This is a genomic window from Paenibacillus lentus (assembly GCF_003931855.1).
Lineage (GTDB): Bacteria > Bacillota > Bacilli > Paenibacillales > Paenibacillaceae > Fontibacillus > Fontibacillus lentus.
Window position 1 is genome coordinate 2,714,667 of record NZ_CP034248.1, and the last position, 25,862, is coordinate 2,740,528.

The following is a 25,862-nucleotide window of genomic DNA, read 5'->3' on the forward strand; positions in this document are numbered from 1 at the left end:
CTCTCTATCTTAAATCCTTCATGGCTACGGCGTCCATATCACTATAAATTTTGTTATCGCCGGCCATGCCCCAGATGAATGTATAATTGCTCGTTCCCACACCGCTATGAATGGACCAGCTAGGAGAGATGACAGCCTCTTCGTTTCTCATCACGATATGACGTGTTTCTGTCGGTTCGCCCATGAGATGGATGACGACTGAATCTTCGGGAAGATCGAAGTACATATAAGCTTCCATCCGGCGTGGGTGAACATGCGCTGGCATCGTGTTCCACATGTTGCCTGTCTTAAGCTGCGTCATCCCCATAACCAGCTGGGAGCTCTGAATACCGTCCGCATGGATGAAGCGATGGATCGTGCGGTCGTTGGAGTTTTGAATCGAGCCAAGTGCGCTGGAATCCGCTTCTCCGAGCGTCGTCTTCGCTGTAGGGAACTCTTTGTGGGCTGGTGCCGAGTTCAGATAGAATTTGGCTGGCTTGTCAGCATCCTTGCTTCTGAAAATAACCTCTTTGGAGCCCATTCCTACATACAAGCAGTCTTTTGTGTTCAGATCGTATTCCGTGCCATCTACGATAATGGTACCAGGGCCGCCTACGTTGATTGCTCCAATCTCGCGGCGCTCCAGGAAGAAGGATACGCCAAGCTCCTTCAGATCTGTTTCCAGCTTGACGTCTTGCTTCACGGGATAAGCACCGCCGATGATCAAGCGATCCTCGTGAGTCAAAACCAGCTCCAATTTGTCGGCCGTAAATAAAGTTGGAATATGAAATTCCTGACGCAGCCGATCCGTGTCGAACTGTTTTACTTCATTTGGGTGAGATGCGTAACGTCTTTCCATTTTAAAAGCCTCCTCTTGTCGTTCGTTTTTTGGTTTAAGATGTTCATATAGGTTCATATTAATCCGTTTGTGTTTATTTTGCAAGCGGTTTAATGATTTTATTTCAGGGGAAGACAAGATTAGTCCAAGAACTGAAGAATGTGCAAGTATAACATTAAAAATTACATTTGAAGATAAAATCGGCGTGTTATGATATTGAAATAAGGATAGGTATGGAGATCCATCCGCAGCGGGAGGAGAATCAATCATGTGTTCATATCGGTGTAGAATGAACGAAATTATACGAAGGGTGGCGCGAAAAGCCTGGAGACGGCCGCTGTTAAATAGTGGCTTATGGTTTCATGGCGATATTCGCGATAACTATTATTACGCATCTTATTTGTTCGCTGCTGCCGTTGATCTGGAGGAAATGTCAATTTTTGATCGCGAGGAAGGAAAGCAGCTCGCCGAAAAAGTGCTATACCGGGTGCTCCAATTGCAGGACACCAACCCCCATAGCCCGATGTACGGACATTGGCCCCTTAACTTACATCCAGCTCCCGAGCAAGCCCTGCCTCATGAGCTGCCCGTAGAATTAATGGGAAGCCTGATGGTTTATTTCTACCATAACTACGCAAAGCATATGAGCTGCGAGTTGGCGGAAAGCTTTGAAGCTGCATTAAGAAACGTATATAAGGGTAATTTCTATCGCAAGCCGCTTGAGCATTACGGTCACCACGAGGCAAAGTTTACGGCGGCCAAGTTGATTTTCGGCCAAAAGTATAACGATCAGGAACTGATTGAAGACGGGAGAGACAGCCTGCGGCGTACACTTGAGATGATTCGCAAGGAGGGAATGGCGGAGTACGGCGCGCTCCCGTGGTTCTGGCACTGGATTCAGGCGTTCACATGCGCCTTTGAGCTGATGGAGGATGAAGGGCTTAAAGTCGAGCTGGCCGAAATGCTCGATTATTTATGGCGCTTAAGGGCGAGCCTTTACTTGAAAGGCGCTTGGGTCGGTGCGCATTCCCGCGGTTGGCCGCATGACGCGCCAAAGGATGCGAATGTTCTGCATGATTATGTGCAATTTGGCGATTTTGAACTGCCGGAAAAAATGCCTCGTACGGAATACGCCGGTCTGCTGTTCCGTGCAGCCCCAGAGAGTGCCCGGAGCATGGCGTTAATTAGAAAGCAGCCGTCCGAGGTGTGCAGTTCAATCATAAAAAGGGTCGAGGGGCAGAGACGAGTGCTGCATTCGTATGTTTATATCACCGAACAGTTCGCGGCAGGCGGATTGTGGGAGAGAGTCAAGGAGTTTGATAACGAGCAGCTGCGCTGGCTGTTCAGTTTGCCGGTGCGCTCTTGCGGGTTAGGCAATCAGCTGTACTTTTTTCACCCCGGAGACGGATTTGATCCATCTGGATGCGACCCTCGCCATCAAAGCGAATGGATGGAGGTACTTTATCATCAGAATGTAGTGATTGCGCTGTATCCGCTGCCTGGGGCGGTTCGGGATGAGGTCATTGGCGTTATTCCCGAGGGGGAGTGGCTGGAGGAGCCGGAAGCATTGTACGGTAAAGTAGAAGAAGCTTACTTCGCAGTATACCTGACCGGGCCATATGAAATTCGTCAGCAGGACGGTTATCGTCTTGTCGTGTGCCGCGGACGCAGGGGGGGAGTCGTGGTTGAAGCAGTCGGAGCTGCCGCGGCAAATGAGCGCGGAATCTTAGATTTGGGCCAATTCGCCGGCGCGATGTCACAAAATCACCCCCGATTTACAGTGGATAGAGAATTTCAGGTCGATTATACGGGGATACTAAGCGGCAAGAAGTTTTGTTTATCTATAAAGGATAGAGGTGGTTCGGAAGCGTTGATCGATGGTCAGTCTGTTTGCTACGATGATTACCACTATAGGGTGCTGTAGTTTGGATGCTAAAGTCTGGATGCTGGTCTGAATTATCATTGACGAGGCTGATTCAGTTTTATATAATGATTGGTAATCAAATTTTGATATTTGGAACTTTGAAGAGGAATAATAGTTTGGATTCTGCCACTCAGAGAGCCGGTGCTTGGTGCAAGCCGGTTGGAGAATGCAAATGAACTCGCCTTGGAGTTATGATGCAATGGGATTTTGGGTAGCTTAAGCTGCTGTCCTTGTCTCGCGAACATCATCGTCTTGCCCGCGTTAAGGGTGTAAAGGGAGCGGAACGCAAAGCATGCTGGCCGCTAACTAGGGTGGTACCACGGGAATACTCCTCTCGTCCCTAGCGATGATACGCTATGGATCGAGAGGTTTTTTTAATTGAAGGGAGTTTAGGATCATGAGTAATAACAACCAATCTCACGATGTATACCGCGCACAGGCAATTGAGCCGAAATGGCAGGCATACTGGGATGAGCATCAAACCTTTAAAACTCGGGAGGAACCGGGCAAGCCGAAATTTTATGCGCTCGATATGTTCCCCTATCCGTCAGGGGCCGGCCTTCATGTAGGGCATCCCGAAGGCTATACAGCGACAGACATCGTCTCACGTTATAAGCGGATGCGCGGATACAACGTGCTTCATCCAATGGGCTGGGATGCATTTGGTCTGCCAGCAGAGCAGCATGCCCTTGATACGGGCGAGCATCCTCGCGATATTACAGTCAAGAACATCAACAACTTCCGGCGCCAGATCAAATCGCTAGGCTTCTCTTACGATTGGGATCGGGAAATCAGTACAACGGATCCGGAATATTATAAATGGACACAATGGATTTTTATTCAGCTCTATAAGAAGGGGCTGGCCTATGTTGCCGAAGTACCTGTAAACTGGTGCCCGGCTCTAGGGACGGTTCTGGCGAATGAAGAGGTTATAGATGGCAAGAGTGAACGCGGGGGGCACCCAGTAATCCGCAAGCCGATGCGTCAGTGGGTGCTGAAGATTACCGAGTACGCCGAGCGGCTGCTGGAAGACTTGGAAGATCTGGATTGGTCAGAGAGCATCAAAGATATGCAGCGCAACTGGATCGGTAAATCGGAGGGAGCGGAGGTCGTATTCCAAATTGAAGGAAGCGATGAGACGCTGACAGTATTCACGACTCGTCCAGATACTTTGTTTGGTGCCAGTTACGCTGTGCTTGCGCCGGAGCATGAATTGGTGGAGAAAATTACGACAGAAGGCCAGCGTGCGGCGATCGTTAACTATCAGGAACAGGCTGCACGAAAGAGCGACCTGGAGCGCACGGATTTAGCTAAAGAGAAAACTGGTGTCTTTACTGGAGCTTATGCGATCAATCCGGTTAATGGAGAGAAGCTTCCAATTTGGATTGCGGATTATGTGCTTGCAGGTTATGGGACAGGCGCGATTATGGCTGTTCCGGGTCATGATGAGCGGGATTATGAATTCGCAAAGCAGTTTGGATTACCGATTATCGAGGTCGTAGAAGGCGGCAACATTGCGGAAGGAGCATATTCAGGAGACGGCGCACACGTCAATTCCGATTTCTTAAATGGCCTCCGCAACGAAGAAGCGATTAAGAAAATGATAGCTTGGCTTGAAGAGAACGGCAAAGGCCGCGGGAAAGTAAGCTATCGCCTGCGTGACTGGCTCTTCAGCCGTCAGCGTTATTGGGGAGAGCCGATTCCGATCCTGCATCTCGAGGATGGCACGATGAAGCCGGTGCCGGAAGATCAGCTGCCAGTGCTTCTGCCGGAGGTCGATCATATCGCACCTTCCGGAACGGGAGAATCACCGCTCGCTAATGTGACGGAATGGGTGAATACGACGGATCCCGAGACGGGCCTCCCGGCTCGCCGCGAGACGAATACGATGCCGCAATGGGCGGGAAGCTGCTGGTATTATTTGCGGTACATTGACCCGCACAACGATAAGGAGCTGTGCTCGAAGGAGAAGCAGGAGGAATGGCTGCCGGTAGATCTATACATCGGCGGAGCCGAGCACGCGGTGCTTCATTTGCTCTATGCCCGCTTCTGGCACAAGGTCTTGTATGACCTGGGTATTGTATCGACGAAGGAGCCGTTTCACAAGCTGGTCAACCAAGGGATGATTCTTGGTACGAACAACGAGAAAATGAGCAAGTCCCGCGGTAACGTCATCAACCCGGACGTGATCGTGAATGAGTACGGTGCCGACACGCTTCGTGTCTACGAGATGTTCATGGGGCCGCTGGAAGCGACTAAGCCATGGAATACAAGCGGAGTGGAAGGGACGCATCGTTTCCTGTCCCGTATCTGGCGCCTGTTCGTTACTGAGGACGGAAGCTTGAATGCCAAAATCAACGATGGCGCTGGTTCAGAGGATTTTAAGCGCACTTGGCACAAGACGATCAAGAAAGTAACCGAAGACTTCGAAGCGTTGCGCTTTAATACGGCAATCAGCCAGCTGATGATTTTCGTCAATGAAGCATATAAAACGGATGTTATCCCTAAAGCAGCGGCTGCGAATTTCGTGCAATTGCTGTCTCCGCTGGCACCGCATCTAGCGGAAGAGCTGTGGGAGCGCCTCGGCCATAACGAAAGCATTACTTATGAGCCATGGCCGGTTTATGACGAGGCTTGGACGGTTGATTCCGAAGTGGAAATCGTCGTCCAGGTGAACGGCAAAATCGTTGATCGGACTAAAGTGGCGAAGGATCTTGATCAGGCGGCAATGCAGGAGCACAGCATGGCCCTGCCGAACGTGAAGCAGGCTATTGAAGGCAAGACCGTTCGCAAAGTTATCGCGGTTCCGGGCAAGCTTGTCAACATCGTGGTCGGTTAGGTAGGGCTAAAACGTTTTACGTTTCAGTCTCGGAATCGCCATTGGCGGGGGTGGCAGTGCTGCCTGCGGCAGATACGTCGTTATTGAAGAGGGAGGCTAGCTTTACCTGATCGGCCTTGTGCTTGCGCTGAGTCGCTTCGATCAAGCTTGGGAACACCCCCTGCAGCCTCTCTTCCAGAATAGCTAATCCCTCGGCGGTCACTCCGCCGGGAACGGCTACGCGGCGTTGCAGTTCTTCAGGCGTTAGTCCGCCTTCTGTTAAGAGTCTGCCTGTGCCAAGCAGCATTTCAGCGCTAAGAATCAGAGCGTCCGTCATGTTGATTCCGGTCAATTGCACGGCCGCCCTGACCCATTGCTGGACGATAAAGGACACAAAGGCGGGGCCACAGCTTGAAATGTCAGAGGCGATTCTTGTCTCTGACTCTTTCATGGGGATTGGTCGGCTGATCGAGGACATAAGCTGTTCGAGCAATAGCCGGTCTTCGGGCTGAACTCGCTTTCCATAAATGCAGAGCGAGGTGCCGCTATGTACAGAATGGACAATGCTAGGAATGATCTTGGCGATTTTGGAAGGGATTTGTTCTTCCAGCATCGAGATAAGCACAGGGCTTGTAATGGATATGACCAGTTGCGACTCAAGGAGTACACTGCGAATTTCTGCGATAACCTCTGGAAAGTGATGCGGTTTGACGCAAATAAAGACAATATCGCTCCCTTGGGCAGCGTTGGCATTACTGGTGGAGACATGAATGCCGGGATATCGCGATGCCAGCAGCTCGGATTTGTCTTTGCTGCGGTTGCTAAGGTACAGGTTATGCGGATACAGTGCACCGGAACGCAGGAAGGCTTCGATAAGCAGGCTCCCCATCGATCCCGTTCCGATGAATGCGACTTTCATCCTTTTTCCCCCTTTCGTGCTTAAGCACAAAAATATTCGTCGTTTATATATGTATGCATCTTGATTGGATCTTCATGACTATTTGGACAGATTCTTTTGAGATTGGAGCGATGGAATTGAAACGGGAATATGTGATGACAGCGATTATATCGGCTGTCGTAGGAGCTGGATTGATGCTTCTGGCGGTCGGAGGAAGTCGTCCTGCGGGCATTGAGGGCTGGGCTCCGCTCAATCGCGAGGTCGCTGCTGTAATGGGCGGCAATGGAGTGGCGGAAGCTGCTCCGGTTACTGTATCTGCGGAAGGGCCGGGAATTGCAGCAACTCAGAATGACTCCGCTGTTAACAACGAGTCTGCCGCAATTACGATTGAGCCCATGATGGGCCAAGATGCCACTGACAGTGAAGGGCAGAAACACGAACTGGACGCTCAAGCGAGCACCGCCTCCGCAGGAACAGCGGGCGGAAATGAAGCGGCCGAATCGTCTCAGCCAGCTTCCGAACGATCGGAGCAAGATGGCTTGGTGAGTCTGAATACGGCAAATAGTAAGCAGCTTCAAACTATACCGGGCATTGGCGAGAAGAAGGCTCAGGCCATACTCGATTACCGAAACCAACATGGTTCTTTTAAATCCTTGAGCGACTTGAAGAAGGTGAAGGGCATCGGGGATAAAATGTTCCAGAAGATGAAGCCTTATATCAAACTGTAAGAGGAGAAATAAGGAATGGGTACAGATACACGTAAAGATTGGGATACGTATTTCATGGATATCGCTTATATGGTATCCACGAGATCGCGTTGTAACCGGCGGCATGTGGGGGCTGTGCTTGTCCAGGGGAAGAAGCTGCTCGGAACAGCATATAATGGTGCCCCCTCAGGAGTGCCTGACTGCTCAGAGGCGGGGTGTATGATTGCTGAGGAATATGAGGTAGTGACGGTAGACGGACAGGAAAAGATGATCAAGAAACAGCGTTGTGTCCGTACTATTCATGCAGAGCAGAATCTGCTGTTATTTACCGATCGGATTGATCGGGAGGGCTCTAGCGTTTATGTGACGGATGAGCCGTGCTGGACGTGTGCCAACATGCTCGCGAACAGTGGGATCACTGAAGTTATTTTCCATCGTCCTTATCCGAAGGATACGGGTAAGGTTTCGGCAATGATGAGCCAGAAGGGGATTACCTTCCGGCGTTTGGAATCGTATCAGCCTCCGAAGGAAACGGATGGCCGGGTTGAAGAATAGAGCAAGAGATGAAGGAAGAACCTCGTCTGCACTAGCAGCGGGGTTCTTTTTTTGTAGAGGGACGGATGATTTTTGAGCACGATGTTTCCGAAAGGAGTCGAGGTATGCAACGCAGGCCTTTAGTTATTGCAGTTTGTTGCTGGATCGCTGGAAGCAGTATGTCTCATTTGTGCGACGGCTCTCCTTTTTGGCTATTATGGATAGGGGTATCCTTGTTCATTCCCTTGCTAGGGTGGATTTCCCGCTTTCCGTGGAGAATGCTACTTATGCTCTGGTTGATGTTTACTCTTGGAGCCGCATATTGGTCATATCATGATGGAAGAAATGAGAGCGCGCTCTCGGATTTGATACTTGAAAACAGCTTTGATTCCGCAGCGACTCTTAATACTAGCTCTGGCTCCAAGGAGTTACTGGTTCATGTAGAAGGTATGATTATGTCTGCTGTGGAAGTGGATGGCGACCGTGCTGATTTTACGTTTCGACTAAAGGCCGTATCATTTCCAGGCCAGGCATCAGATTATCATACTGCGGATGTAAGCGGAGAGCTGTTAAGAGTACAGGTACGGCTGGCTTCTATCGAAGAAATTGAAGTGGCGGAGAAATGGCAGAGAGGTCAGCAGCTTGAGATGGCCGGCAGCTTAGAAAAGCCGAATGTCGCCCGTAATTTTGGCGGATTCGATTATCGCGATTATTTGCGAAACCAGCGTATCCATTGGATTTTGAAAGTGACAGGTGCGACTTCCATTGAGGTTGCAGCTGACAGCCAAATTAGCCCGGCTCTGCTGTTCGGAAAGGTCGATACCGCTCGAAGGCTGCTAGGGGATCGCATCGAGCGGTTATTCCCGGACTGGCAGGCAGGATATATGAAAGGCTTGCTGATCGGTCTTGCTAGCGAACTGGAGCCTGATAAATACGTACAGTTCTCTCAGCTTGGATTAACGCATATTCTTGCTATTTCTGGCAGCCATGTTGCGATTAATGTAAGTTTAATTTTCGGCCTGCTGCGTCTATTTCGGGTAACTCGGGAAAATTCCTATCGCGTCGTGTTCGGGTTCATTCCTATTTATGTGCTGATTACCGGATTTTCGCCCTCCGTTATCCGCTCGGGATTAATGACGATGATCGGTATATATTTATTGCGGCGTGGATTGTTAAAAGATGGATTAAACATTCTGTCTGCGGCTGCTCTAATCATGCTGCTGTGGGAGCCTTATTTAATGCTCAATGTCAGCTTCCAGCTCTCTTTTATCGTCACAGCAGGATTGATCTTGTTTGTTCCTTTACTGCTTCCGTATCTGCGTTGGCTGCCAACCAAAATGGCGGGTGCCGCAGCGATTACGATAGCTGCTCAAATGGTTTCATTCCCGCTGACGATTTATTATTTCAATCAATTCTCCCTGCTCTCCTTGGGAGCGAACATGCTGCTTGTTCCATTGATCGGAATGATTGCTCTGCCAGGAGGCACGGCTGCATTACTGCTAAGCGCAATGTCGTTTTCCCTTGGAAAGTGGCTGGCTTATCCCGTGAGATTATTAAATACTGCGACTTTTATTGTGACAGAATGGTTGAATGCTCGCAGCGGATTTATGACCTATTGGAAGTCTCCCTCATTGTTGTGGATTGCTGTATATTATATGGCTCTTTATTTGCTGCTTTATTGGAGGCACCGCAGCCGTATTGTTCGTCAAGCCGATTTGGCCGGCATCGATGATACGCAGCCACTTGGGCCTCTACTGCAGAGCGGAGGCTGGCAGGAGCGTCGGCGTAAGCGGCGGTGGGAATTAGATAAGTTGTTCTCCCTTCGACCTCAACAACTTTTGCAAGCGGGGCTTGTCTGTCTTCTGCTCATTCAACTGTATTTGGGATACTTGCCTTTAAATACGAAGGGTAGGGGGCATGTGCAGTTTATAGATGTTGGACAAGGAGACTGCGCGCTTATCACTACGCCGGAGGGAAGGAACATTCTTGTAGATGGGGGAGGCACCGTATCCTTTCGCAAACCGGAGGAGGCGTGGCGGAATCGGCGAGATCCCTTTGAGGTAGGGGCAAAGACGGTAGTTCCTTTGTTGAAAAAGCGCGGGATCAACCGTCTCGACGCAATCATTCTAACGCACGCCGATCAGGATCATGCTGGAGGTCTGCTGGCTGTGCTAGAGCATTTTCCTGTAGATGCGCTGCTCATCAATGGGACGCTAAGCGATTCGGCAACGATGGACAAGCTTATGTCTAAGGCCCTTCGAAAGAAAATACCCATTTATGAGGCCAGGCAGGGAATGAGTTTAAAGATAGATGCATTGACTTCGATACAGGTGCTGTCGCCTGAAGCTGATGATACTAGCGATGGGCATATTGCCTACAGCCGGGAACAGAATCATGAATCCATCGTATTTACTTTGCAAATGGCAGGAGCAACATTTTTGTTTACCGGAGACATGGACGAAGCAGCCGAGCATCGCGTATTGGAAGAGATTGACCGTCAGAACCGACTTCGTCTCGATGTCATGAAAATCGCCCACCACGGCAGCAAAACCTCAACCTCATTGGAGTGGCTGGAATATTGGCAGCCTGCGTCAGTTGTTATTTCGGCAGGTGCTTCTAACAGCTATGGCCATCCTCATCCGACTGTAGTAGAACGGTTAAACGCTTTGGGGAGTTCAATCTATCGAACGGACGAACAGGGCGAGGTGCAAATGGAAGTGAACAATAGCCGGATACGCGTTCGTTTTAAGTTGTCCTCCTCTGATGACGGGCTCCTTTTTTTCTGGTATTCTTAGGTGAGATTTAGGCTTACGAATGGTGATGTAAGACTTTATTGCTAGAAATTATTAAAAATAATAGTAACAACATTGCAACATATCGCCAGTCGATATCGTCTGTAAGGTTGCAAGGAAGGGGGAGCCATTGTGGTGGAGCAGGAACTCATCAGAGCCGCTCAAATGGGCGATCGCGACGCTCTAATCACCCTATTGCGAGAAATAGAGAATCAGGTGTACCGTACAGCCTATTATATTTTGAATAATGAGCAGGATGCGCACGATGCGGCCCAGGAAGCACTGATCCGAATTTATACGAAAATTGATACTTATGAGGAGAAGGCGCAATTTAAGACCTGGGTGCAGAGAATTGTGACGAATATATGCATCGATAAATTCCGTAGAAAGAAACCAACGGTATCGATAGAGGAGCATGATTTCGTGTTCGAGGGCAAGGATAACGTTGAGCGTGAGGTAATGTCTGGATATATTGCAGAGGATATCCGTGAAGCGATTGACCAGCTTCCCGAACATCATCGCTCCGTCGTTGTATTGAGGTATTTGCAGGAATTTTCGTATAACGAAATAGCCGAGAGTTTGAATTTGCCGCTGAATACGGTGAAATCATATTTATTCAGGGCCAGGCAGCAGCTTCAGCAATTACTCCAAGATTATCAGAAAGGTGGTGTGTCAGGATGAAATGCGCGGAGGCGGTGGAATGGATGCATCGATATGTAGATTATGATTTGAATGACGAGGGGACCTCTCTTTTGCTCGAGCATATTCGCGACTGTAACGATTGTGCTTACGAATTTGAACTTCTGAGGAAGCTTTCTGCCCAGTTAAGTGAGCTTCCAAATGTCACCCCGCGCTTTAGCCTTGTTGACCGGATCATGCCACAATTAGATGAAATTGACCGGGCTCGCCAGGAAGAGGGGAGTGCGCTCGAGCATGATCCTATTATCGAATCGGTAGCAGCATCTGCGGCAGCTAGTCCGCGGAGCACACGGAGTCGGCGTGATAAGCAAGCTTCGCAACGTGCCCGTAGTCGTAAAATTCGGACAGGGATTTTCGGAACGGTCGCCGCGGCTGTCATATTGGGGATTTTCATTACGCAATATGAGCCGCAAACAATTCCTAATGCGGAGTTGTCAACAGCTGACCAGAGCGCAGACTTAAATAGTCACTCCTCGGCTAACGAAATCATGTCGGGAAGCTTGGATGACACAGTAGACATAGACAATCATGTGTCTGGATTAGGAGATGGATCGACCGAGAATTCAGGGGTGAGCCCAGGGGATAAAGGGGATATGAAAGCCTCTACCCGGAAAGAGGGGGCATCATCTGATGGAGAGGCCGGTTCGGGGAAGAAGACATCTCAGGATCATGCTGAAACGAAGGGGGATGGATCATCCCAAGCCCCGGCAAATGGGCCTGTCGAATCTAGCGAAGGCGCAGTTGAGAATCCAGCAGGGGATGCTTCGCGCAGTGCAGGGAATTCTTCTGAGCCGAAGGAGGGATCTCCGGAGGAAAATTTGGATCAAGGAGATCCTGTTCAAAATGATCCGCAGAACAATGACGAGCTGGGCGACCATCGCATGGAAATGGCACCCTTGGCGCCGGATGAGTCTCTGTCTCCGCAAGCCCCGGCTCAGCAGTACGGGATTGCGAGCATGCCGGAGGAATGGAGTTCTCCCGATGGAACTCACCGGGCTGTCCTGCAGGGTGATCATCTGTACATCTATCAGGTGGGCAACGAAACATCCCAGCTTGTTGTCGATAAGCAAATTTCAGGCACATGGATTAACGGCGAATGGTCCAGTGACGGTACGAAATTTAACTATGAGGCCGATGTGGACGGCAGCGTGACAAAGCATAGCGTAGAGGTCAAACCCTCAGCGAATGCGGAAAATTCATCACAAAATGAATGAGAGTAGCACGATTTCAGGAGATATGGAATAGGTTATATAGATAAGAGAATTAAAGAGAATTGAAAGACCCTGATCGTCGTATGACCGCCGGCGGAAAAGTTTCTAGAGCTTTTCAGCCCGCGTTTATATAGATGCTCCGGGACAAAGGAACCTGGCCATGGCGCCGAAGGTTCCTTTGTTTGTATGGGAATGGAATGAAACAGCGGTCAAAGAGTAGTTAAATGCTTTTGGACTAAACCGCCGAATCGAAGTATCATAGTATTACAAACTGTTGATGGCGGACGAAAGAGGAAAGCCGCCGAGTAATAAGTGTAGGATGAAAGGGGAAGCCGAGTGGATACCAAAACGGCGATGAAAGAAATAAGACAGGGGCGCATATCCCCTTTATACTTATGTTATGGCACGGAAAAATACCAAATCAATGAATTTATCGGCTTGCTGGAGAAGCAAGTTGTCGACGAAGAGCAGCGCGACTTTGCCATGGCTGTTTTTGATTTGGCAGAAACGCCGATCGAGACCGTCATCGAGGAAGCGGAGACATTGCCATTCCTTGTCACACGCAAGCTGATCGTTGTAAGGGATGCATCTTTGTTTACAGCGGGAAAAGATAGCGGGAAAGTCGAGCATAAGTTGGAGTCGCTTACGGCTTATATGACGAACCCGGCGGAGTACAGCGTCATTGTGTTTGTTGTTCACGGGGAGAAGCTTGACGAGCGGAAGAAGATCGTCAAGGCAATCAAAGCGTCGGGCACAGTGCTTTCTTTTATGCCCCTTGGCGGTGGTGAGCTCGTGCAGTGGTCCGTCAAAGAGGCGGAGAAACGCGGCTGCAGCATGAGTCGAGAGGTTGCCGAAGCATTGATCGCTGCCAGCGGTGTTCAAATGTCTGCCCTTGCGGTTGAGTTGGATAAGCTGTGTCTTTATGCTGGAAAGGGCGGCGTTATAGACGAAGGTGCCATCAACCAGCTAGTGGCGCGCAGCACGGAGCAAAATGTCTTTGCCATGGTGGAAAGCATTGCAAATTTAAAGTTAGAGCAAGCGTTGGACATTTTTTACGAGCTGCTGAAGCAGCGTGAGGAACCGATAAAAATTGCGGCGCTGATCGCTCGTCAATTTCGGATTATGCTGCAGGTGAAGGAGCTCGGGCGGCAGAGCTATTCGCAGCAGCAAATGGCCTCTCAGCTTGGACTTCACCCTTATGCGGTGAAAATCGCTGGCGAGCAAGCGCGGAGATTTGAAACGGCTAAGCTGCGTCAAGCGCTGTCAGAGCTCGCGCAGCTGGATTATCAGATGAAGAGCGGCGGAATAGATAAGGTGCTTGGGCTTGAGTTGTTTCTTCTGAAGCTCGGGGCATAGCGGCTTCAAGTGGAAACTATAGCTTCACCAAAAAGACCTGAACATCTCTGTTCAGGTCTCTTTGAGCTTAAGTTTATAAATAACGACACTTACGCTTGGGACGTAAGGGCGTTCAATTTTTTAGCCAAGCGGGATTTCTTACGGGCAGCAGCGTTTTTGTGGATCAAACCTTTAGTAACGGCTTTGTCCAATTTCTTAGCAGCTGCAGCAAAAGCAGTTTTAGCTGTTTCTACTTCATTGCTAGCTAGCGCAGTGTCTGCAGCTTTAACAGCAGTACGCAAAGCGGACTTTTGCGAAGCGTTCAGAGCACGGCGTTTGTCGTTAGTTTTCACACGTTTGATTGCAGATTTAATGTTTGGCATTGCATTCACCTCCTGTAAAGCAAATATCATCCCAGATGATTCACAACTTAAAATATTTTATCACGCAGCAAGGTAAAATGCAATAAATTCATAGTAAAGAAAAGACGTCTGTATAATGTCTATCTTCCTCCCGCACAATATAGGATGATAACGGAAAGGGAGGTATTCCTCATATGAATCTGGATTTACGGCAGTATTCGGTTCGTACGGATTTAGCAGTGGAGTCTAAAGAGCTGGCGGAGACGGCTCATGGCGGACCGGTATCTGGCATTCATGAAGAAGTCGAGGAGCTGGATGGAATTAAAATTACTCGGCTGGATGTCGAGAATGAGCAGGTTTCACGTCAGATTGGTCGGTTGGTCGGACATTATGTCACCTTGGAGGTTCCTGCTCTGCGCAGTCATGACAGCGATCTTCAGGAGAGGGTGGCAGCGGCCTTTTCCAAAGAATTTATCGCTTTCCTGGATAAGATCGGCATTGGGCCAGGTGCTACTATGCTGATCGTCGGCTTAGGCAATTGGAATGTCACGCCGGATGCCCTAGGGCCGCTGGTCGTAGAGAACGTCATAGTTACTCGGCATTATTTTGAACTGGCGCCGGATCAAGTCGCCCCGGGCTATCGCAAGGTTAGTGCGGTCGCGCCTGGTGTACTCGGCATCACGGGGATTGAATCCAGCGAAATTGTGCAGGGCATTGTCGATCGTACGAAGCCGGACGTGATTATTGCGATCGATGCGCTAGCCTCGAGATCCCTGGAACGGGTCAATACTACGATTCAAATTGCCGATATCGGCATCCATCCCGGATCGGGGATCGGTAATAAACGCAAAGGTTTGACGAAGGAAATTCTCGGCGTCCCTTGTATTGCGATCGGTGTTCCGACGGTTTGCTATGCATCTACGATCGTGAATAATGCTTTTGACCTGATGAAGTCGCATTTTAACGGGGAAAACGGAAATACGCAGAGCAATACGAAACAAATTATGGGGTTGCTTACAGATCTGAGCGAGAACGAGAGATTGGGATTGGTGAAAGAAATCCTTGAACCTTTAGGACATGATCTCATCGTTACGCCAAAAGAAATTGACGAGTTCATTGAGGATATTGCCAATGTCATTGCCAGCGGACTGAATATATCCCTACACCAGGCGATAGATAAGGATAATGTTGCAGCGCATACTCATTAGCATTTGGTTAGCGGGAATACGATCCAGGGTTCATCCCCAGGGGCGTATTCCTTTTTGTTTTAACCGCTGAATAGAGTCCAGGGATTTGTTTCGATCCTATAAAGTTCGCAATCTAGCGAACTTTATATTTTTTGTGAGATTAGGGGTTCTACTTTTCCGGACAGGTTCATAGATTTCAATTATAGAAAGTGGCACCCGGCTAAAGGAGGGCTTCACAAAAAATGAGATGGTTCAGAACTTGGAATGTCGGCCGTATGAGACAGAATCTGCTACGCGTGCTTGCTATGGGGCAGACGTTTATGCTGTTGTCGGTGTTATCAGCGGTATTCTTCTTGCTGCTTGGGGTGGGAGGGATTGCGGAGAAAGAGTTAAATACCTCTCCAGTTTCTTCTATGAAAGGATTAGCATCCTCATTATCAAGCCGATTCTTTATTAGTATGGTTGGCATGGAATTGCCGCATATGGTACCTGATAAGGAGATGAGCTCCATATCGGGCAAGCAAATGACGAATTTTGTATTTCAACTGCTTACGGATGTGAATCCGTCTGATCCTAAAAGCCTGGTTGCCCGGGAAGTACCGGGCCTTGGTGCGGACAGCCCGATTTTATTGCGCACAGGCTCAGGGAATAAGACAGTACAAGCTCCGGAGGATTATCGTCCAGGGGTTGGTGCGGATGGGAGCAGTCCGGATCATCCTGAACCAGACCTAGCGGAGGAGCCGGATGCTGAGCCGGTTAAACCGTCTGTTCCTGAGCAAGGTAGTACGCAAAATCAAGACGAGCCGATTAAGCCAGGCAACAAAAATATTGTTATGATCTATCATTCCCATCCGCAGGAATCCTTTAATCCTGTATTAGGCATAGATTCTACCAACCCTAGCTCATCCAAAAATATGATGAACGTAGGTTTGGTTGGTGACGCCCTGGCTAGGGAGCTTGAGCGTAAAGGGGTCGCAACATTGCATGCTTATGAAAATTATGCAGCGACTGTGCAGAATTATAGCTACAATTACTCCTACAAATATTCTAGGCAGACCGTGAAGGAAGCGATGGCTCAGAATGGGGAGCTGCAATATTTCATCGATATACACCGGGATTCCCAGCGGCATGAAAAAACAACGACGATAATTAATGGCGAATCCTACGCTCAGGTTTATTTTATTATCGGACACGGGAATGAAAATTGGCGAGAGAATGAAGCCTTTGCCAGCTCAATCCATGATAGGTTGGAGAAATCTTATCCCGGAATATCAAGGGGCATCTGGGGCAAGACTTCTTCCCAAGGAAACGGGGAGTACAATCAATCTCTTTCTCCTCGAAGCGTACTCATAGAAATTGGTGGAATCGATAACAGCAAAGAAGAATTGGAGCGAACCGCCGCCGTCTTAGCGGGAATAATTGCAGATATTTATTGGGAAGGACAGAAGGCGGAGAAGGCAGGTTCTTTAACTAAGGAACAGTCAAATAAGAAGGAAGGTCAGAAACAGGTCGCAGCGAACAATTCAGCTGGGTAAGTAAACATATATTTGAAAGGGGGAGCCGCTTTGTCCAAAACGCTGAGAAAGTCTTTGCTTTACGGACTGTTGCTTGTTATAGGCATTACCTTTGGAATGCAGCTGGCAGAGTCGGGAACAAGCCGGATTCATAGCCCGGTTCCAGCTCGAACAAGCCAGCGATTTGACCCGGTTCCCTCAGAAGCCGCCGGGGTTCCGGATAGACAGCAAATCTTATGGGAGGGTAGGACGCAGGTGCCCGCAGATTGGACAAGGACAGCAGCTGAAGCAAACACGACTCAGCCGGTAATAACGGAGCGAGTGCAGACTCCGGACAGTCTGCTTCTGCCACCGCCGGAACAAGCGCCTGTAGATCGTTTTGCCGATAAAGCGGCTAATCTATTGCAGCAGGTGTCCCAGCGCAGCATTTATTGGGTTGCTTCTTGGTTTAATGCGGAATGATCAGTTAATCGTAAAAATTGGACTACTAACTCCGGAAACGTCGATGATTTATCGATAGGCATAAATTTGTTATAATAAAGTTATATTTGCTATTGGGCTCTATCAAACAAATTAACTAATTGGAGTATGTCCGGGGGTAGTAATCATTGAAAAAGGTAACGATGCAGCAAATCGCCGATCATCTTGGTGTATCTAAATTTGTCGTCTCCAAAGCACTGTCCGGCAAGGGTGGTGTGAATGAAATGACGAAGGAACGGGTCATTCAAGCAGCATCCCAGCTCGGTTATTTCAATCAAAAGAACGGTTATGTGAAAAATATAAGACCGAGTGCAGGAGCGGCAGCCATTCCACCGGGTAAGCAGTCGGTGCTAGTGCTGATGCCCAACATTCGCTCGCAGAATAAAGAGTCTCTCTATTGGGGGAAAGTATTGGAAGGGATATCGGATGAGCTAGAGGAACAAAACCTCGGCATGATCATCGTATCTGAACCACGAAACGATGTTATGATGAATATCATTAACCCTGAAGGTATTCTCGGGATGATCGGGGTAGGCCAAATCGCCACCAATTTGTTGTTGGAGGTGCACCGCATCGGATTACCGATGGTGCTTGTTGACCATGAGGATAATCTGATTCCTGCAGATTCGATATTTGCGAATAATGTCGATGGAACCTATCGGATGGTTAATCACTTGATCGGACTCGGGCACAAAGATTTGTACTTCTTAGGTAACCTGAATTTCTCCAGAAGCTTTAGGGACAGATGGCTCGGCTTCCGCAGCGCATTGGAGGAGAATGGACTTGATGTACAAAGGCATGATGATCCAATGCTCTTCCTGGAGAGTGTAGAGACAGGAGGGTTCAATCAGGGGTTGAAGGATTGGCTAAACGCTAGAAGGCAATCTAAGTCTCTGGAGTTGCCGACAGCATTGGTGTGCGCCAATGACTCGATTGCACTACATACGATCCATGTATTGAATGAGCTGGGCCTTCGCGTGCCTGAGGATGTCACGGTGACCGGATTTGACAATATTGATGATGCTGCCCGCTTCGATCCTGCGATTACAACGGTGAGCGTGCCTAAGGAGCAGCTGGGCAGACGCGCGGTCACAAAGTTGCTGGATCGATTGTCTGATGCGAACAGAGCCGTGGAGAAATGGCTGATTTCGGTGGAACTGCTGTACAGGAATTCTGCAACCAAACCACGTGAGGAGCATGTGTCAACCTAAAAGATGCCATTAAGTATGAGTGATCCATACAATTTAAAAAACCTCGCCGGTTGGGCGAGGTTTTTTAAATATGCTCTATTGGTCATTTGCGGCTTCAAAGCGTTTGTTCTTATTAATTAGTTCGATTCTTTGCTTCACACAGGCATAGGAACGAAGCGGGTCTTCCGGCGTATGCAGCGCATAATCGACAAGTTGATCGACGGTGGTTGTAGCCACGTGGATACGCGTATCGGAGGAGGCATAGTAGATATAGACATCACCGTTATCTCGGGCGATGACTCCGTTACAGAATACGACGTTAGAGACATCTCCGACCCGTTCTTCGCCGACTGGCGCAATTAAGTGGCCGCCTGGACTGTGAGTAATGCGGTGCGGCTCATTTAAATCGGTCAGAAATGCGTAGAGAACATACCTTAAGCCAGCCGCAGTGTTCCGGACGCCATGAGCGATGTGAAGCCAGCCGGCATCCGTGCGGATTGGGGCTGGGCCCTGCCCGTTCTTCACCTCTTTGATCGTATGATAGTGACGCTCATCTACGATGATTTCTTCGTCAATAACTGCGTGCTCGATCGATTCGGACAGCCCCCAGCCGATCCCACCGCCGGAACCTGCGTCGATGAAGCCATCCTGAGGACGCGTATAGAAGGCATACTTGCCATCGATGAACTCGGGATGCAGGACTACGTTGCGCTGCTGCGGCGACTTCGTCTTCAAATCGGGCAGACGCTCCCAGGTTGCGAGATCTTTTGTGCGGGCAATGCCGCATTGGGCGATCGCGCTGGACAAGTCGCCTTCAGGCGCGTTCGGATCCTTGCGCTCTGTACAGAACAGGCCGTAAATCCAGCCGTCCTCATGCTTCACCAGACGCATATCATAGACGTTTACGTCAGGCTCCTCGGTTTCCGGCATGACGACCGGATGATCCCAGAAGCGGAAGCCGTCCACGCCGCTTTCGCTCTCGGCTACGGCGAAGAAGGATTTGCGATCGGCTCCTTCCACGCGGGCAACGAGATAGAACTTGCCGTTCAATTCAATCGCACCTGGATTAAACACACAATTGACGCCAATTCTTTCAGCGAAAAATGGGTTTGTCTCCGGGTTGAAGTCGTATTTCCAAATTAGTGGGGCGTGTTCGGCGGTAAGGACCGGATAGCGATAGCGGTCGTAAATCCCATTTCCGAATGGAATCTTTTCATTTGGACGGGCGATTAAGGATTCATACTTTTTCGTTAGTGCTGCTTTTCTCTCTGCAAATCGTGCGTTCATGTATAGTGCCTCCATTTATTAATTATTTGTTCAAGCGGGCGATCATTTCCAGGCAGGCTCTTCCGTTATGATAAGGACATTTCCAGGCGCTGACCTTCGGTTCCTCGGTAATGGGGCTCCCATCTTGACGTACTGCCCAATGCCATTCCCCATGTTCAGGGTCGGAGATGAAGCGGCGAATGAATTGCCAAGAGCCCTGAGCCGCCTCCAAGAACTTCGAGTTACCGGTTAGCTGGTACGCATTATAGAATCCGACCATAGCTTCGGCCTGTGGCCACCAATCCTTATTGGTATCCGTTAGACCATGCTCATCCGCTTCGTTCCACAGCGCGCCATCCTTGTCTACTCCTCTAGCAAGAACCGCCTCGGCCATAGCGATTGCGACTTGTTTGACGCGCTCCAGTAATGCGGGGTTATCCTCTAGCACTTCTGCCGCTTCCACGAGCAGCCAGCTTCCTTCGATATCATGTCCATAGGAAATATGAGTGCTCTTTACATGCCATTCCTCATCGAAAAATAAATGAAAATGAGCGCTCTTCGAGTCGATGATATGATCCAGTGTCACCTCGATGAGCTCAGTTAGCTTCAGCTTTAGAGCATCCGATTTCCATACTCGGTACAGGTTGGTGTAGGCTTCAAGCACGTGCAGGTGGGTATTCATCGACTTTTTCTCGTTCAAGTCCTTGTCGCTCAAGGTCAAGTCATTGGTAACCTGCCAGTCGCGGGCAAGAGCCTCAATATAGCCCTGATGGACGTTGTCGTAGCTATGCTTCTCAAGAAGCTCGAATAATTGGACGGCCTGCTGGACGGGTTCCGTGCGACCGCAGGCCAGATGATATTCCGCCAGTGCGTAAATGACGAAGGCCTGGCCGTATACCTGCTTTTTATCTTGGATAGGTTGGCCTGTATAATCGACCATCCAGTAGAGCCCTCCAAATTTGCGATCCATAAATGTGTCTTGAAGATAAGCGTACGCTCTGTCGGCGATTTGCAAATATCCGGCATGCGGATAAGCGCGGTGGGCTGCAGAAAATGTCCAGAGTATCCGGGCATTTAGGACGAGGCTCTTGGCCGCTTTGTCATTAATTTTACCGACATAATCCATCTCACCGATAAATCCGCCGTAGGTTTCATCCAGCGTCTGATTCATCCAGAAGTGCATGATATTGTTGTTCAGTTCGTCTTCGATTTGCTTCAGCCAGGTTGTTTTATTCAGTTGCTCACTCAACGCGCAATCCCTCATTTCTTCTCCTAGACATGTAGTAATCCTTAATAACTGCCTCGGATCTTTTGCCATAAACGCAATATCCGTCGTCAGTTGCAGCTTCTTCTCGCGAATAGAGCTTAGCCGGCCAATCCCAAAGCATGAAGCCCTGAACCCAATCCCGCTTGGCGCAAGCGGTGAACATCGCTTCATAGAATTTGACCTGCTCCTCCTGATCGGCAGCGCCCGCAAGTGTCCAGTCGTTAGGAATCGCAGCCGAGCCTTTGCGGCTGGGGCATCCGGCTTCCATGAAAAAGAACGGCTTGCCGTAGGTCTGAACGACTTTTTCGATGCGATCGAGCTGTCTTTCCCAGTCATTTGCCGGGTAGTAACCACTGGAGGAAATGATGTCCAGGGCGTCCCACCAAACCACGTTATCCTCTTGGTATTTATCGCAATTATACGTAATAAGACCGGTGTATATTTTGCGAACTTCGGCAATCAATTGACGCCATTCATTTTCCCGACGATCCGTTTGTACCATTTCACAGCCGATGCAGAACATCTCGCATTTGGTCTCCTCGGCAATCTTGGCAAAATGAAGGATGTAGGCGCTATAAGAGCGGAACCAATCCGACCATTTGGGCTCGCAAGGAACATCTTTATCAAAAAAATTAATATGCGCCCGCCATGTGCCATCGGCACAATTCACGATCGGCTTTAGACAAACTTTCAGACCTAAGCTTTTTGCTTGCCGAATAGCCCATTTTACTTCGTCGTCGGTGACCGTAGGTTTATCCCAGTAAGGGATCTCGGTCGAAAAAGCGGTAGCCTGAAGTGCTGAGAAGGCGATAGCCGTCCAGTTCACAGCAGTCGTTCTGGTCATTTGCTCCATAGAATTTCTAGCCTCATCATTCGCCCATGTTCCGCGAACACCCATAAATCCCCACGTCATTCCGGCGATGTATTCCGGCATCCTCATCGTATCAGCCTCTCTTTGTTAGTAAGTGGTGGAGCATGCTCATTAATTGAAATGAACAGGTTACAAAAGGTGGTTTGTTAGGTTTGTTAGTATAATAATTATTTTGTTATATAACTAATTTATAGATGGTTTCGATGAATAAATCAACTGTTAATTATGGCAAAATAAAAAAATCCGCCTCTTGGGCGGATGAATTGGAGCATTAAGCTTATGTTATTTTCGCAGCTTCAGCATCTATCTCTCTAACGGATTGCCTATAAATAATGTTGCCCTGGACCATGACTCGGCCAAATCTGCGCTGTGGGTTCTCGATTTTATCCATAATAAATTTTACGGCGGACTTAGCCATTTGCTCGATATCCACTTCCACCGTGGTAAGCTGCGGCGTTGTCAGCGTTGCATAAATATCGTTATCAAAGCCGACGACGGAACAGTCTTCGGGGATACTGCAGCCCATCGATTTCAGCTTATCCACGAGTAGATAGGCGATTTGATCGCAGTTGCACACAAAGGCGGTCGGCAAGGGATTGGGAAGCGAAATATCAATGAATTTTCCTTTTTCGTCCCGATCGTTCAGGATTAAATCCTGATCCAGGCGTATTCCGTGCTCCAGTAAGGATTTATAGTATCCGAGAAAGCGATCCTGAATGCTGCTGGTCGAGTAGATATTACCAACATAGGCAATTTTGCGATGACCGTTGCGAATCAAATAATTTGTCATCTCGTAAGCTCCGTAAAAGTTATCAGTCACAATTGAATCGATATCCGCATGTTCATCATAGAAATCAAGAAATATTTTTGGCAGATCCATATTTTGGACTGTTTCGATATACTTCTTGCAGATTTGACCTAGTACGATAATACCATCGACCTTTTTTTCATTGTAGACTCTCGGAAAGTTCAATTGCTCTTCATCTTCATTACTGAGGATGTTTAAAATGCCGAAATAGCCGTATTGATCCAAGAGCAGCGAGATTTGCTGGTACACGCGCAGATAGAAGGAATGGGACATCCCGGTGAACCGCTCGGGAATAAGCACGCCAATATTTTTAGATAAACCATCCTTAATGGATTTCGCCGCAGAATTATAACGGTAACCCATCTCTCCGGCTAAAGCTTTGATCTTCTGCTTAAGCTCCTCGCTAACGCCTTCTTTATCGTTAAGTGCTTTGGATACCGTCACACTGCTGACACCTAGCTTATTGGCGATATCCCGCATGGTAATGTTGCTTTTCATGATTTCACCTACTTTCGTTTCATACAAAGTTATAACTTTAAATTTAACCATCTACAGGTAGTATACAATTATATTTTTAAAAGATAAAGAAAGTTTATTAATTTATTAGCTAATCGTAAACTTAAAATAAAACCGAATTCATTAAGGTTCGCAAGTGTTCCGAAGGTTAATGTATCTTTTTCAAAGAAATTACTTGAAATTTATCTATTAGTCGAATTAGTCGAAAAAAATCTAAGGGAGTATTATTGATAACGGTGTGTTAAACATAATTTAATAAAATTAAATGATTGACGAGTAAGCGCATTCAGTATAATATTAATATTGTGAGTTACCGATAACTTAATTTTACTTTAGAGAGGGGTTACAACAGTGAAAAAAGGCAAAGCAATCATGGGTTTATTGGCTTTGACGCTCGTGCTGGGAATGCTCGCTGGCTGCGGCAGCAAAGGCAATAACAGCGCGGCGAACGGTGGGACAAGCAGTGCAGGATCAAGCGATGATGGGGGAATAAAGGGTGAGATCACCGTAATTACACAAAGAACAGATATTGTGGATACGGTGTTCAAAGAGTACGCTGCTGAGTTTAACAAAGAATACCCAGATGTGAAAGTAAAGTTTCAAGCTCTTTCCGATTATGAAGGCCAAATTACGGTCCGAATGAGCTCTGACGATTATGGAGATGCACTGCTGCTCCCAACGAGCATTCCACTGGAGGACACGCCGCAGTTTTTTGAACCGCTGGGTAGCTTGGAGGAAATGAGCAAGGAATATATCGGGCTGGAAGAGAGAACCGTTGATGGCAATGCTTATGGAATTCCAACTGCGATTAACTTCTCGGGTGTTTTGTACAACAAGAAAGTGTTTGAAGATGCTGGCATAATGACAGCTCCAAGAACGCCGGAAGAATTTCTGGCAGCATTGAAAGCGATTAAGGAGAAAGGCGACGCGATTCCACTGTATACAAATTATGCTGACGGCTGGCCGTTGACGCAATGGGAATCTGTCCTGACAACGGTGGCGGGCGATGTGGATTATGTCAATGTGACACAGCCGAACACCGACGACAACTTTACACCAGGACAACCTCACTATGAGTTGTACAAAGTAATGTATGATGCTGTCGAACAAGGACTAATTGAGAAAGATCCAACGACGACGAACTGGGAAGGGTCCAAGTCTGATCTTGCTAACGGTAAAATTGGTGCAATGGTAGTAGGTTCCTGGGCGATTGAACAAGTACAGGAGCAGGCGCCTAATCCGGGTGACATTGCCTACATGCCGTTTCCTACGAATGCTAAAGAGATCATCATGCCATTGGCGGCTGACTATACATTAGGTATTAACAAGCATAGCAAGAACAAGGAAGCTGCTAGAGCATGGATAGACTGGTTTATTAAGAAGTCAGGTTATCCGACTGAGATAGCGGGCGGAATGAGTCCGGTAGTGGGGGCTGCACTTCCAGACACTCTTAAGCAATTCGAGGGCACGGATGTTAAGTTTGAGCTGCAGACTCCGGCACAGCCAGGTCAGGAGGGCTGGGTTGACAAGATCGATAAGGATGCAGAAATCGGCTTATGGCAGCCTGACTTCAAGAAACGGATCATTGAAGCAGCAGTCGGCAATCGTAAAGAATCATTCGATGACATTATGAAAGAACTAAACGATGCATGGGTGAAATCACGGGCAAAAGTAACGCAGCAATAAGCGATCCGGATATCTTGCGGGTTGAAACAAGAGGGGGACGCATGGAAATGCGTTTTCCTTCTCTATTCGAAAAAAGACAGGAGCAAGACCTGGAGGTGTGAGTGGTGTTTGCAAACCTAAGCTACAAGACACAAAGACGAATCATAATAATCGCTTTCTCGCTGATTCCGGTCGTCTTATTATTCACGTTTGCTTATCTCCCCGTGTTCAATATGTTCAAATATAGTTTTACGAACTGGAATGGTTATAGTAAAACTTTCGATTATGTCGGATTTGAAAACTATAAAACCATATTTACAAATCCAAAATATTTTTCCGTCTTCAAGGTCAGTCTCTACTATTTTGGAGCGACTTTCGTACAGATGGGATTAGCTCTTTATTTTGCTACTATACTTAGCTTTAACGTACGTTTTAAAAACTTTTTTAAAGGGGTTTTATTTTTCCCTTATTTGCTTAATGGGGTAGCCATCGGCTTTATATTCCTGGTCTTTTTCCGGCCGGACGGTACGCTCGATACGTTGCTTCAGGTTCTGGGACTTGGGCATTTATCGCAAGGCTGGCTATTGAATCCCAACATTATTAACATATCGCTCGCAGGCGCTTCCTTATGGCGGTATATGGGCTTCAATTTTATTATTTTTCTGGGAGCCATATCTTCCATCGGCAAAGATATTTACGAGGCGGCTGACATTGATGGCGCAAACCGCTGGCACCAATTCAAGCATATTATTCTGCCAAGCATCAAGCGAATACTGCAGCTTAACTTAATTTTGGCGATTAGCGGCGCAATCAGCGCATTTGATATTCCATATATCATGACTGGAGGCTCGAACGGAAGTAACACCTTCGTTATTCAAACGGTAGACGTTGCATTTAAATACAGTAAGCTGGGTCTTGCTTCGGCCATGGCCGTCGTGCTGCTCATTATCGTCATTCTCGTGACACTGCTCCAGCGGTTTCTGATTAAGGGGGATGATTGA

The 25,862-nt window shown here is 48.3% G+C and carries 21 protein-coding genes and 1 other annotated feature; of the genes, 14 read left to right on the top strand and 7 right to left on the bottom strand.

The features are described from left to right. Positions 1-4 precede the first annotated feature (4 nt). Positions 5-838, bottom strand: a complete 834-nt coding sequence (gene kduI / locus EIM92_RS12040; RefSeq protein WP_125082835.1) for a 5-dehydro-4-deoxy-D-glucuronate isomerase — start codon at positions 836-838, stop codon at positions 5-7. 247 nt (positions 839-1,085) lie between these two features. Between kduI and EIM92_RS12045 the strand changes: the two genes are divergently transcribed. Together EIM92_RS12045 and leuS are read left to right on the top strand one after the other, a co-directional pair. Beyond that, positions 1,086-2,741 (top strand): hypothetical protein, encoded by a 1,656-nt coding sequence (locus EIM92_RS12045; RefSeq protein WP_125082836.1) that lies wholly within the window; start codon positions 1,086-1,088, stop codon positions 2,739-2,741. Between the two features lie 89 nt (positions 2,742-2,830). Further along, positions 2,831-3,086: a binding site (T-box leader), on the top strand. A gap of 52 nt (positions 3,087-3,138) precedes the next feature. After that, entirely contained in the window at positions 3,139-5,580 is a 2,442-nt protein-coding gene (leuS, locus tag EIM92_RS12050) for a leucine--tRNA ligase (protein WP_125082837.1), read from the top strand. Positions 5,581-5,596: 16 nt separating this feature from the next. On the opposite strand, the gene comER is transcribed toward leuS, so the two are convergent. Further along, a complete protein-coding gene (gene comER / locus EIM92_RS12055; RefSeq protein WP_125082838.1) occupies positions 5,597-6,478 on the bottom strand; it encodes a late competence protein ComER in 882 nt (293 codons plus the stop codon). Between the two features lie 74 nt (positions 6,479-6,552). On the opposite strand from comER, the gene EIM92_RS12060 reads away from it, so the two are divergent. From EIM92_RS12060 to holA, 6 genes are all read left to right on the top strand, one after another. Beyond that, the gene (locus EIM92_RS12060; protein ID WP_125082839.1) at positions 6,553-7,185 is read left to right on the top strand and encodes a ComEA family DNA-binding protein; all 633 of its coding nucleotides are present in this window, start codon (positions 6,553-6,555) and stop codon (positions 7,183-7,185) included. Between the two features lie 15 nt (positions 7,186-7,200). Next, the gene (locus tag EIM92_RS12065; RefSeq protein ID WP_125082840.1) at positions 7,201-7,719 is read left to right on the top strand and encodes a deoxycytidylate deaminase; all 519 of its coding nucleotides are present in this window, start codon (positions 7,201-7,203) and stop codon (positions 7,717-7,719) included. A 158-nt stretch (positions 7,720-7,877) separates the two neighbouring features. Beyond that, positions 7,878-10,493: a ComEC/Rec2 family competence protein gene (locus tag EIM92_RS12070; RefSeq protein WP_246021417.1), complete on the top strand. Its 2,616-nt coding sequence runs from the start codon at positions 7,878-7,880 to the stop codon at positions 10,491-10,493. A 129-nt stretch (positions 10,494-10,622) separates the two neighbouring features. Further along, positions 10,623-11,171, top strand: coding sequence for an RNA polymerase sigma factor (locus EIM92_RS12075; RefSeq protein ID WP_125082842.1), 549 nt, complete (start codon positions 10,623-10,625; stop codon positions 11,169-11,171). Then, the gene (locus tag EIM92_RS12080; protein ID WP_125082843.1) at positions 11,168-12,403 is read left to right on the top strand and encodes an ICP22 family protein; all 1,236 of its coding nucleotides are present in this window, start codon (positions 11,168-11,170) and stop codon (positions 12,401-12,403) included. Before EIM92_RS12075 ends, EIM92_RS12080 begins: the two co-directional genes overlap by 4 nt. Positions 12,404-12,736: 333 nt before the next feature. Continuing rightward, the gene (gene holA / locus EIM92_RS12085; RefSeq protein ID WP_125082844.1) at positions 12,737-13,756 is read left to right on the top strand and encodes a DNA polymerase III subunit delta; all 1,020 of its coding nucleotides are present in this window, start codon (positions 12,737-12,739) and stop codon (positions 13,754-13,756) included. Between the two features lie 89 nt (positions 13,757-13,845). Here holA and rpsT read toward each other — a convergent pair whose 3' ends face one another. Continuing rightward, positions 13,846-14,118, bottom strand: coding sequence for a 30S ribosomal protein S20 (gene rpsT / locus EIM92_RS12090; RefSeq protein WP_125082845.1), 273 nt, complete (start codon positions 14,116-14,118; stop codon positions 13,846-13,848). Positions 14,119-14,291: 173 nt separating this feature from the next. Here rpsT and gpr point away from each other — a divergent pair, with 173 nt between their 5' ends. The 4 genes from gpr (at position 14,292) to EIM92_RS12110 (ending at position 18,489) form a co-directional block, all read left to right on the top strand. After that, positions 14,292-15,305, top strand: a complete 1,014-nt coding sequence (gene gpr / locus EIM92_RS12095) for a GPR endopeptidase (RefSeq protein WP_125082846.1) — start codon at positions 14,292-14,294, stop codon at positions 15,303-15,305. A gap of 221 nt (positions 15,306-15,526) precedes the next feature. Then, positions 15,527-16,819 carry a stage II sporulation protein P gene (locus EIM92_RS12100; RefSeq protein ID WP_125082847.1) on the top strand — a complete coding sequence of 431 codons (1,293 nt, stop codon included), beginning with the start codon at positions 15,527-15,529 and terminating at the stop codon, positions 16,817-16,819. Between the two features lie 30 nt (positions 16,820-16,849). Continuing rightward, positions 16,850-17,260, top strand: a complete 411-nt coding sequence (locus tag EIM92_RS12105; protein ID WP_125082848.1) for a hypothetical protein — start codon at positions 16,850-16,852, stop codon at positions 17,258-17,260. Between the two features lie 146 nt (positions 17,261-17,406). Beyond that, positions 17,407-18,489: a LacI family DNA-binding transcriptional regulator gene (locus EIM92_RS12110; protein ID WP_246020954.1), complete on the top strand. Its 1,083-nt coding sequence runs from the start codon at positions 17,407-17,409 to the stop codon at positions 18,487-18,489. A 75-nt stretch (positions 18,490-18,564) separates the two neighbouring features. Here the strand turns inward: EIM92_RS12110 and EIM92_RS12115 are convergent, their stop codons facing one another. The 4 genes from EIM92_RS12115 to EIM92_RS12130 all read right to left on the bottom strand — a co-directional run bounded on the left by EIM92_RS12115 (position 18,565) and on the right by EIM92_RS12130 (position 23,178). Then, the gene (locus EIM92_RS12115; protein ID WP_125082849.1) at positions 18,565-19,755 is read right to left on the bottom strand and encodes a glycoside hydrolase family 130 protein; all 1,191 of its coding nucleotides are present in this window, start codon (positions 19,753-19,755) and stop codon (positions 18,565-18,567) included. A 22-nt stretch (positions 19,756-19,777) separates the two neighbouring features. Beyond that, a complete protein-coding gene (locus EIM92_RS12120) occupies positions 19,778-20,917 on the bottom strand; it encodes an AGE family epimerase/isomerase (RefSeq protein WP_425464204.1) in 1,140 nt (379 codons plus the stop codon). A 58-nt stretch (positions 20,918-20,975) separates the two neighbouring features. Then, positions 20,976-21,941 carry a glycoside hydrolase family 113 gene (locus EIM92_RS12125; protein ID WP_125082851.1) on the bottom strand — a complete coding sequence of 322 codons (966 nt, stop codon included), beginning with the start codon at positions 21,939-21,941 and terminating at the stop codon, positions 20,976-20,978. Positions 21,942-22,149: 208 nt separating this feature from the next. Continuing rightward, the gene (locus EIM92_RS12130; protein ID WP_125082852.1) at positions 22,150-23,178 is read right to left on the bottom strand and encodes a substrate-binding domain-containing protein; all 1,029 of its coding nucleotides are present in this window, start codon (positions 23,176-23,178) and stop codon (positions 22,150-22,152) included. A 369-nt stretch (positions 23,179-23,547) separates the two neighbouring features. Between EIM92_RS12130 and EIM92_RS12135 the strand changes: the two genes are divergently transcribed. Continuing rightward, positions 23,548-24,882, top strand: a complete 1,335-nt coding sequence (locus tag EIM92_RS12135; RefSeq protein WP_125082853.1) for an ABC transporter substrate-binding protein — start codon at positions 23,548-23,550, stop codon at positions 24,880-24,882. A 104-nt stretch (positions 24,883-24,986) separates the two neighbouring features. Beyond that, positions 24,987-25,862: a carbohydrate ABC transporter permease gene (locus EIM92_RS12140; RefSeq protein WP_125082854.1), complete on the top strand. Its 876-nt coding sequence runs from the start codon at positions 24,987-24,989 to the stop codon at positions 25,860-25,862.

Excerpts from the sequence above, each read along its gene's own strand:
- kduI (WP_125082835.1), bottom strand. The coding sequence starts at position 838 with ATGGAAAGACGTTACGCATCTCACCCAAATGAAGTAAAACAGTTCGAC.
- EIM92_RS12045 (WP_125082836.1), top strand. The coding sequence starts at position 1,086 with ATGTGTTCATATCGGTGTAGAATGAACGAAATTATACGAAGGGTGGCG.
- leuS (WP_125082837.1), top strand. The coding sequence starts at position 3,139 with ATGAGTAATAACAACCAATCTCACGATGTATACCGCGCACAGGCAATT.
- comER (WP_125082838.1), bottom strand. The coding sequence starts at position 6,478 with ATGAAAGTCGCATTCATCGGAACGGGATCGATGGGGAGCCTGCTTATC.
- EIM92_RS12060 (WP_125082839.1), top strand. The coding sequence starts at position 6,553 with ATGACTATTTGGACAGATTCTTTTGAGATTGGAGCGATGGAATTGAAA.
- EIM92_RS12065 (WP_125082840.1), top strand. The coding sequence starts at position 7,201 with ATGGGTACAGATACACGTAAAGATTGGGATACGTATTTCATGGATATC.
- EIM92_RS12070 (WP_246021417.1), top strand. The coding sequence starts at position 7,878 with ATGTCTCATTTGTGCGACGGCTCTCCTTTTTGGCTATTATGGATAGGG.
- EIM92_RS12080 (WP_125082843.1), top strand. The coding sequence starts at position 11,168 with ATGAAATGCGCGGAGGCGGTGGAATGGATGCATCGATATGTAGATTAT.
- rpsT (WP_125082845.1), bottom strand. The coding sequence starts at position 14,118 with ATGCCAAACATTAAATCTGCAATCAAACGTGTGAAAACTAACGACAAA.
- gpr (WP_125082846.1), top strand. The coding sequence starts at position 14,292 with ATGAATCTGGATTTACGGCAGTATTCGGTTCGTACGGATTTAGCAGTG.
- EIM92_RS12100 (WP_125082847.1), top strand. The coding sequence starts at position 15,527 with ATGAGATGGTTCAGAACTTGGAATGTCGGCCGTATGAGACAGAATCTG.
- EIM92_RS12115 (WP_125082849.1), bottom strand. The coding sequence starts at position 19,755 with ATGAACGCACGATTTGCAGAGAGAAAAGCAGCACTAACGAAAAAGTAT.
- EIM92_RS12120 (WP_425464204.1), bottom strand. The coding sequence starts at position 20,917 with ATGCACTTCTGGATGAATCAGACGCTGGATGAAACCTACGGCGGATTT.
- EIM92_RS12125 (WP_125082851.1), bottom strand. The coding sequence starts at position 21,941 with ATGAGGATGCCGGAATACATCGCCGGAATGACGTGGGGATTTATGGGT.
- EIM92_RS12130 (WP_125082852.1), bottom strand. The coding sequence starts at position 23,178 with ATGAAAAGCAACATTACCATGCGGGATATCGCCAATAAGCTAGGTGTC.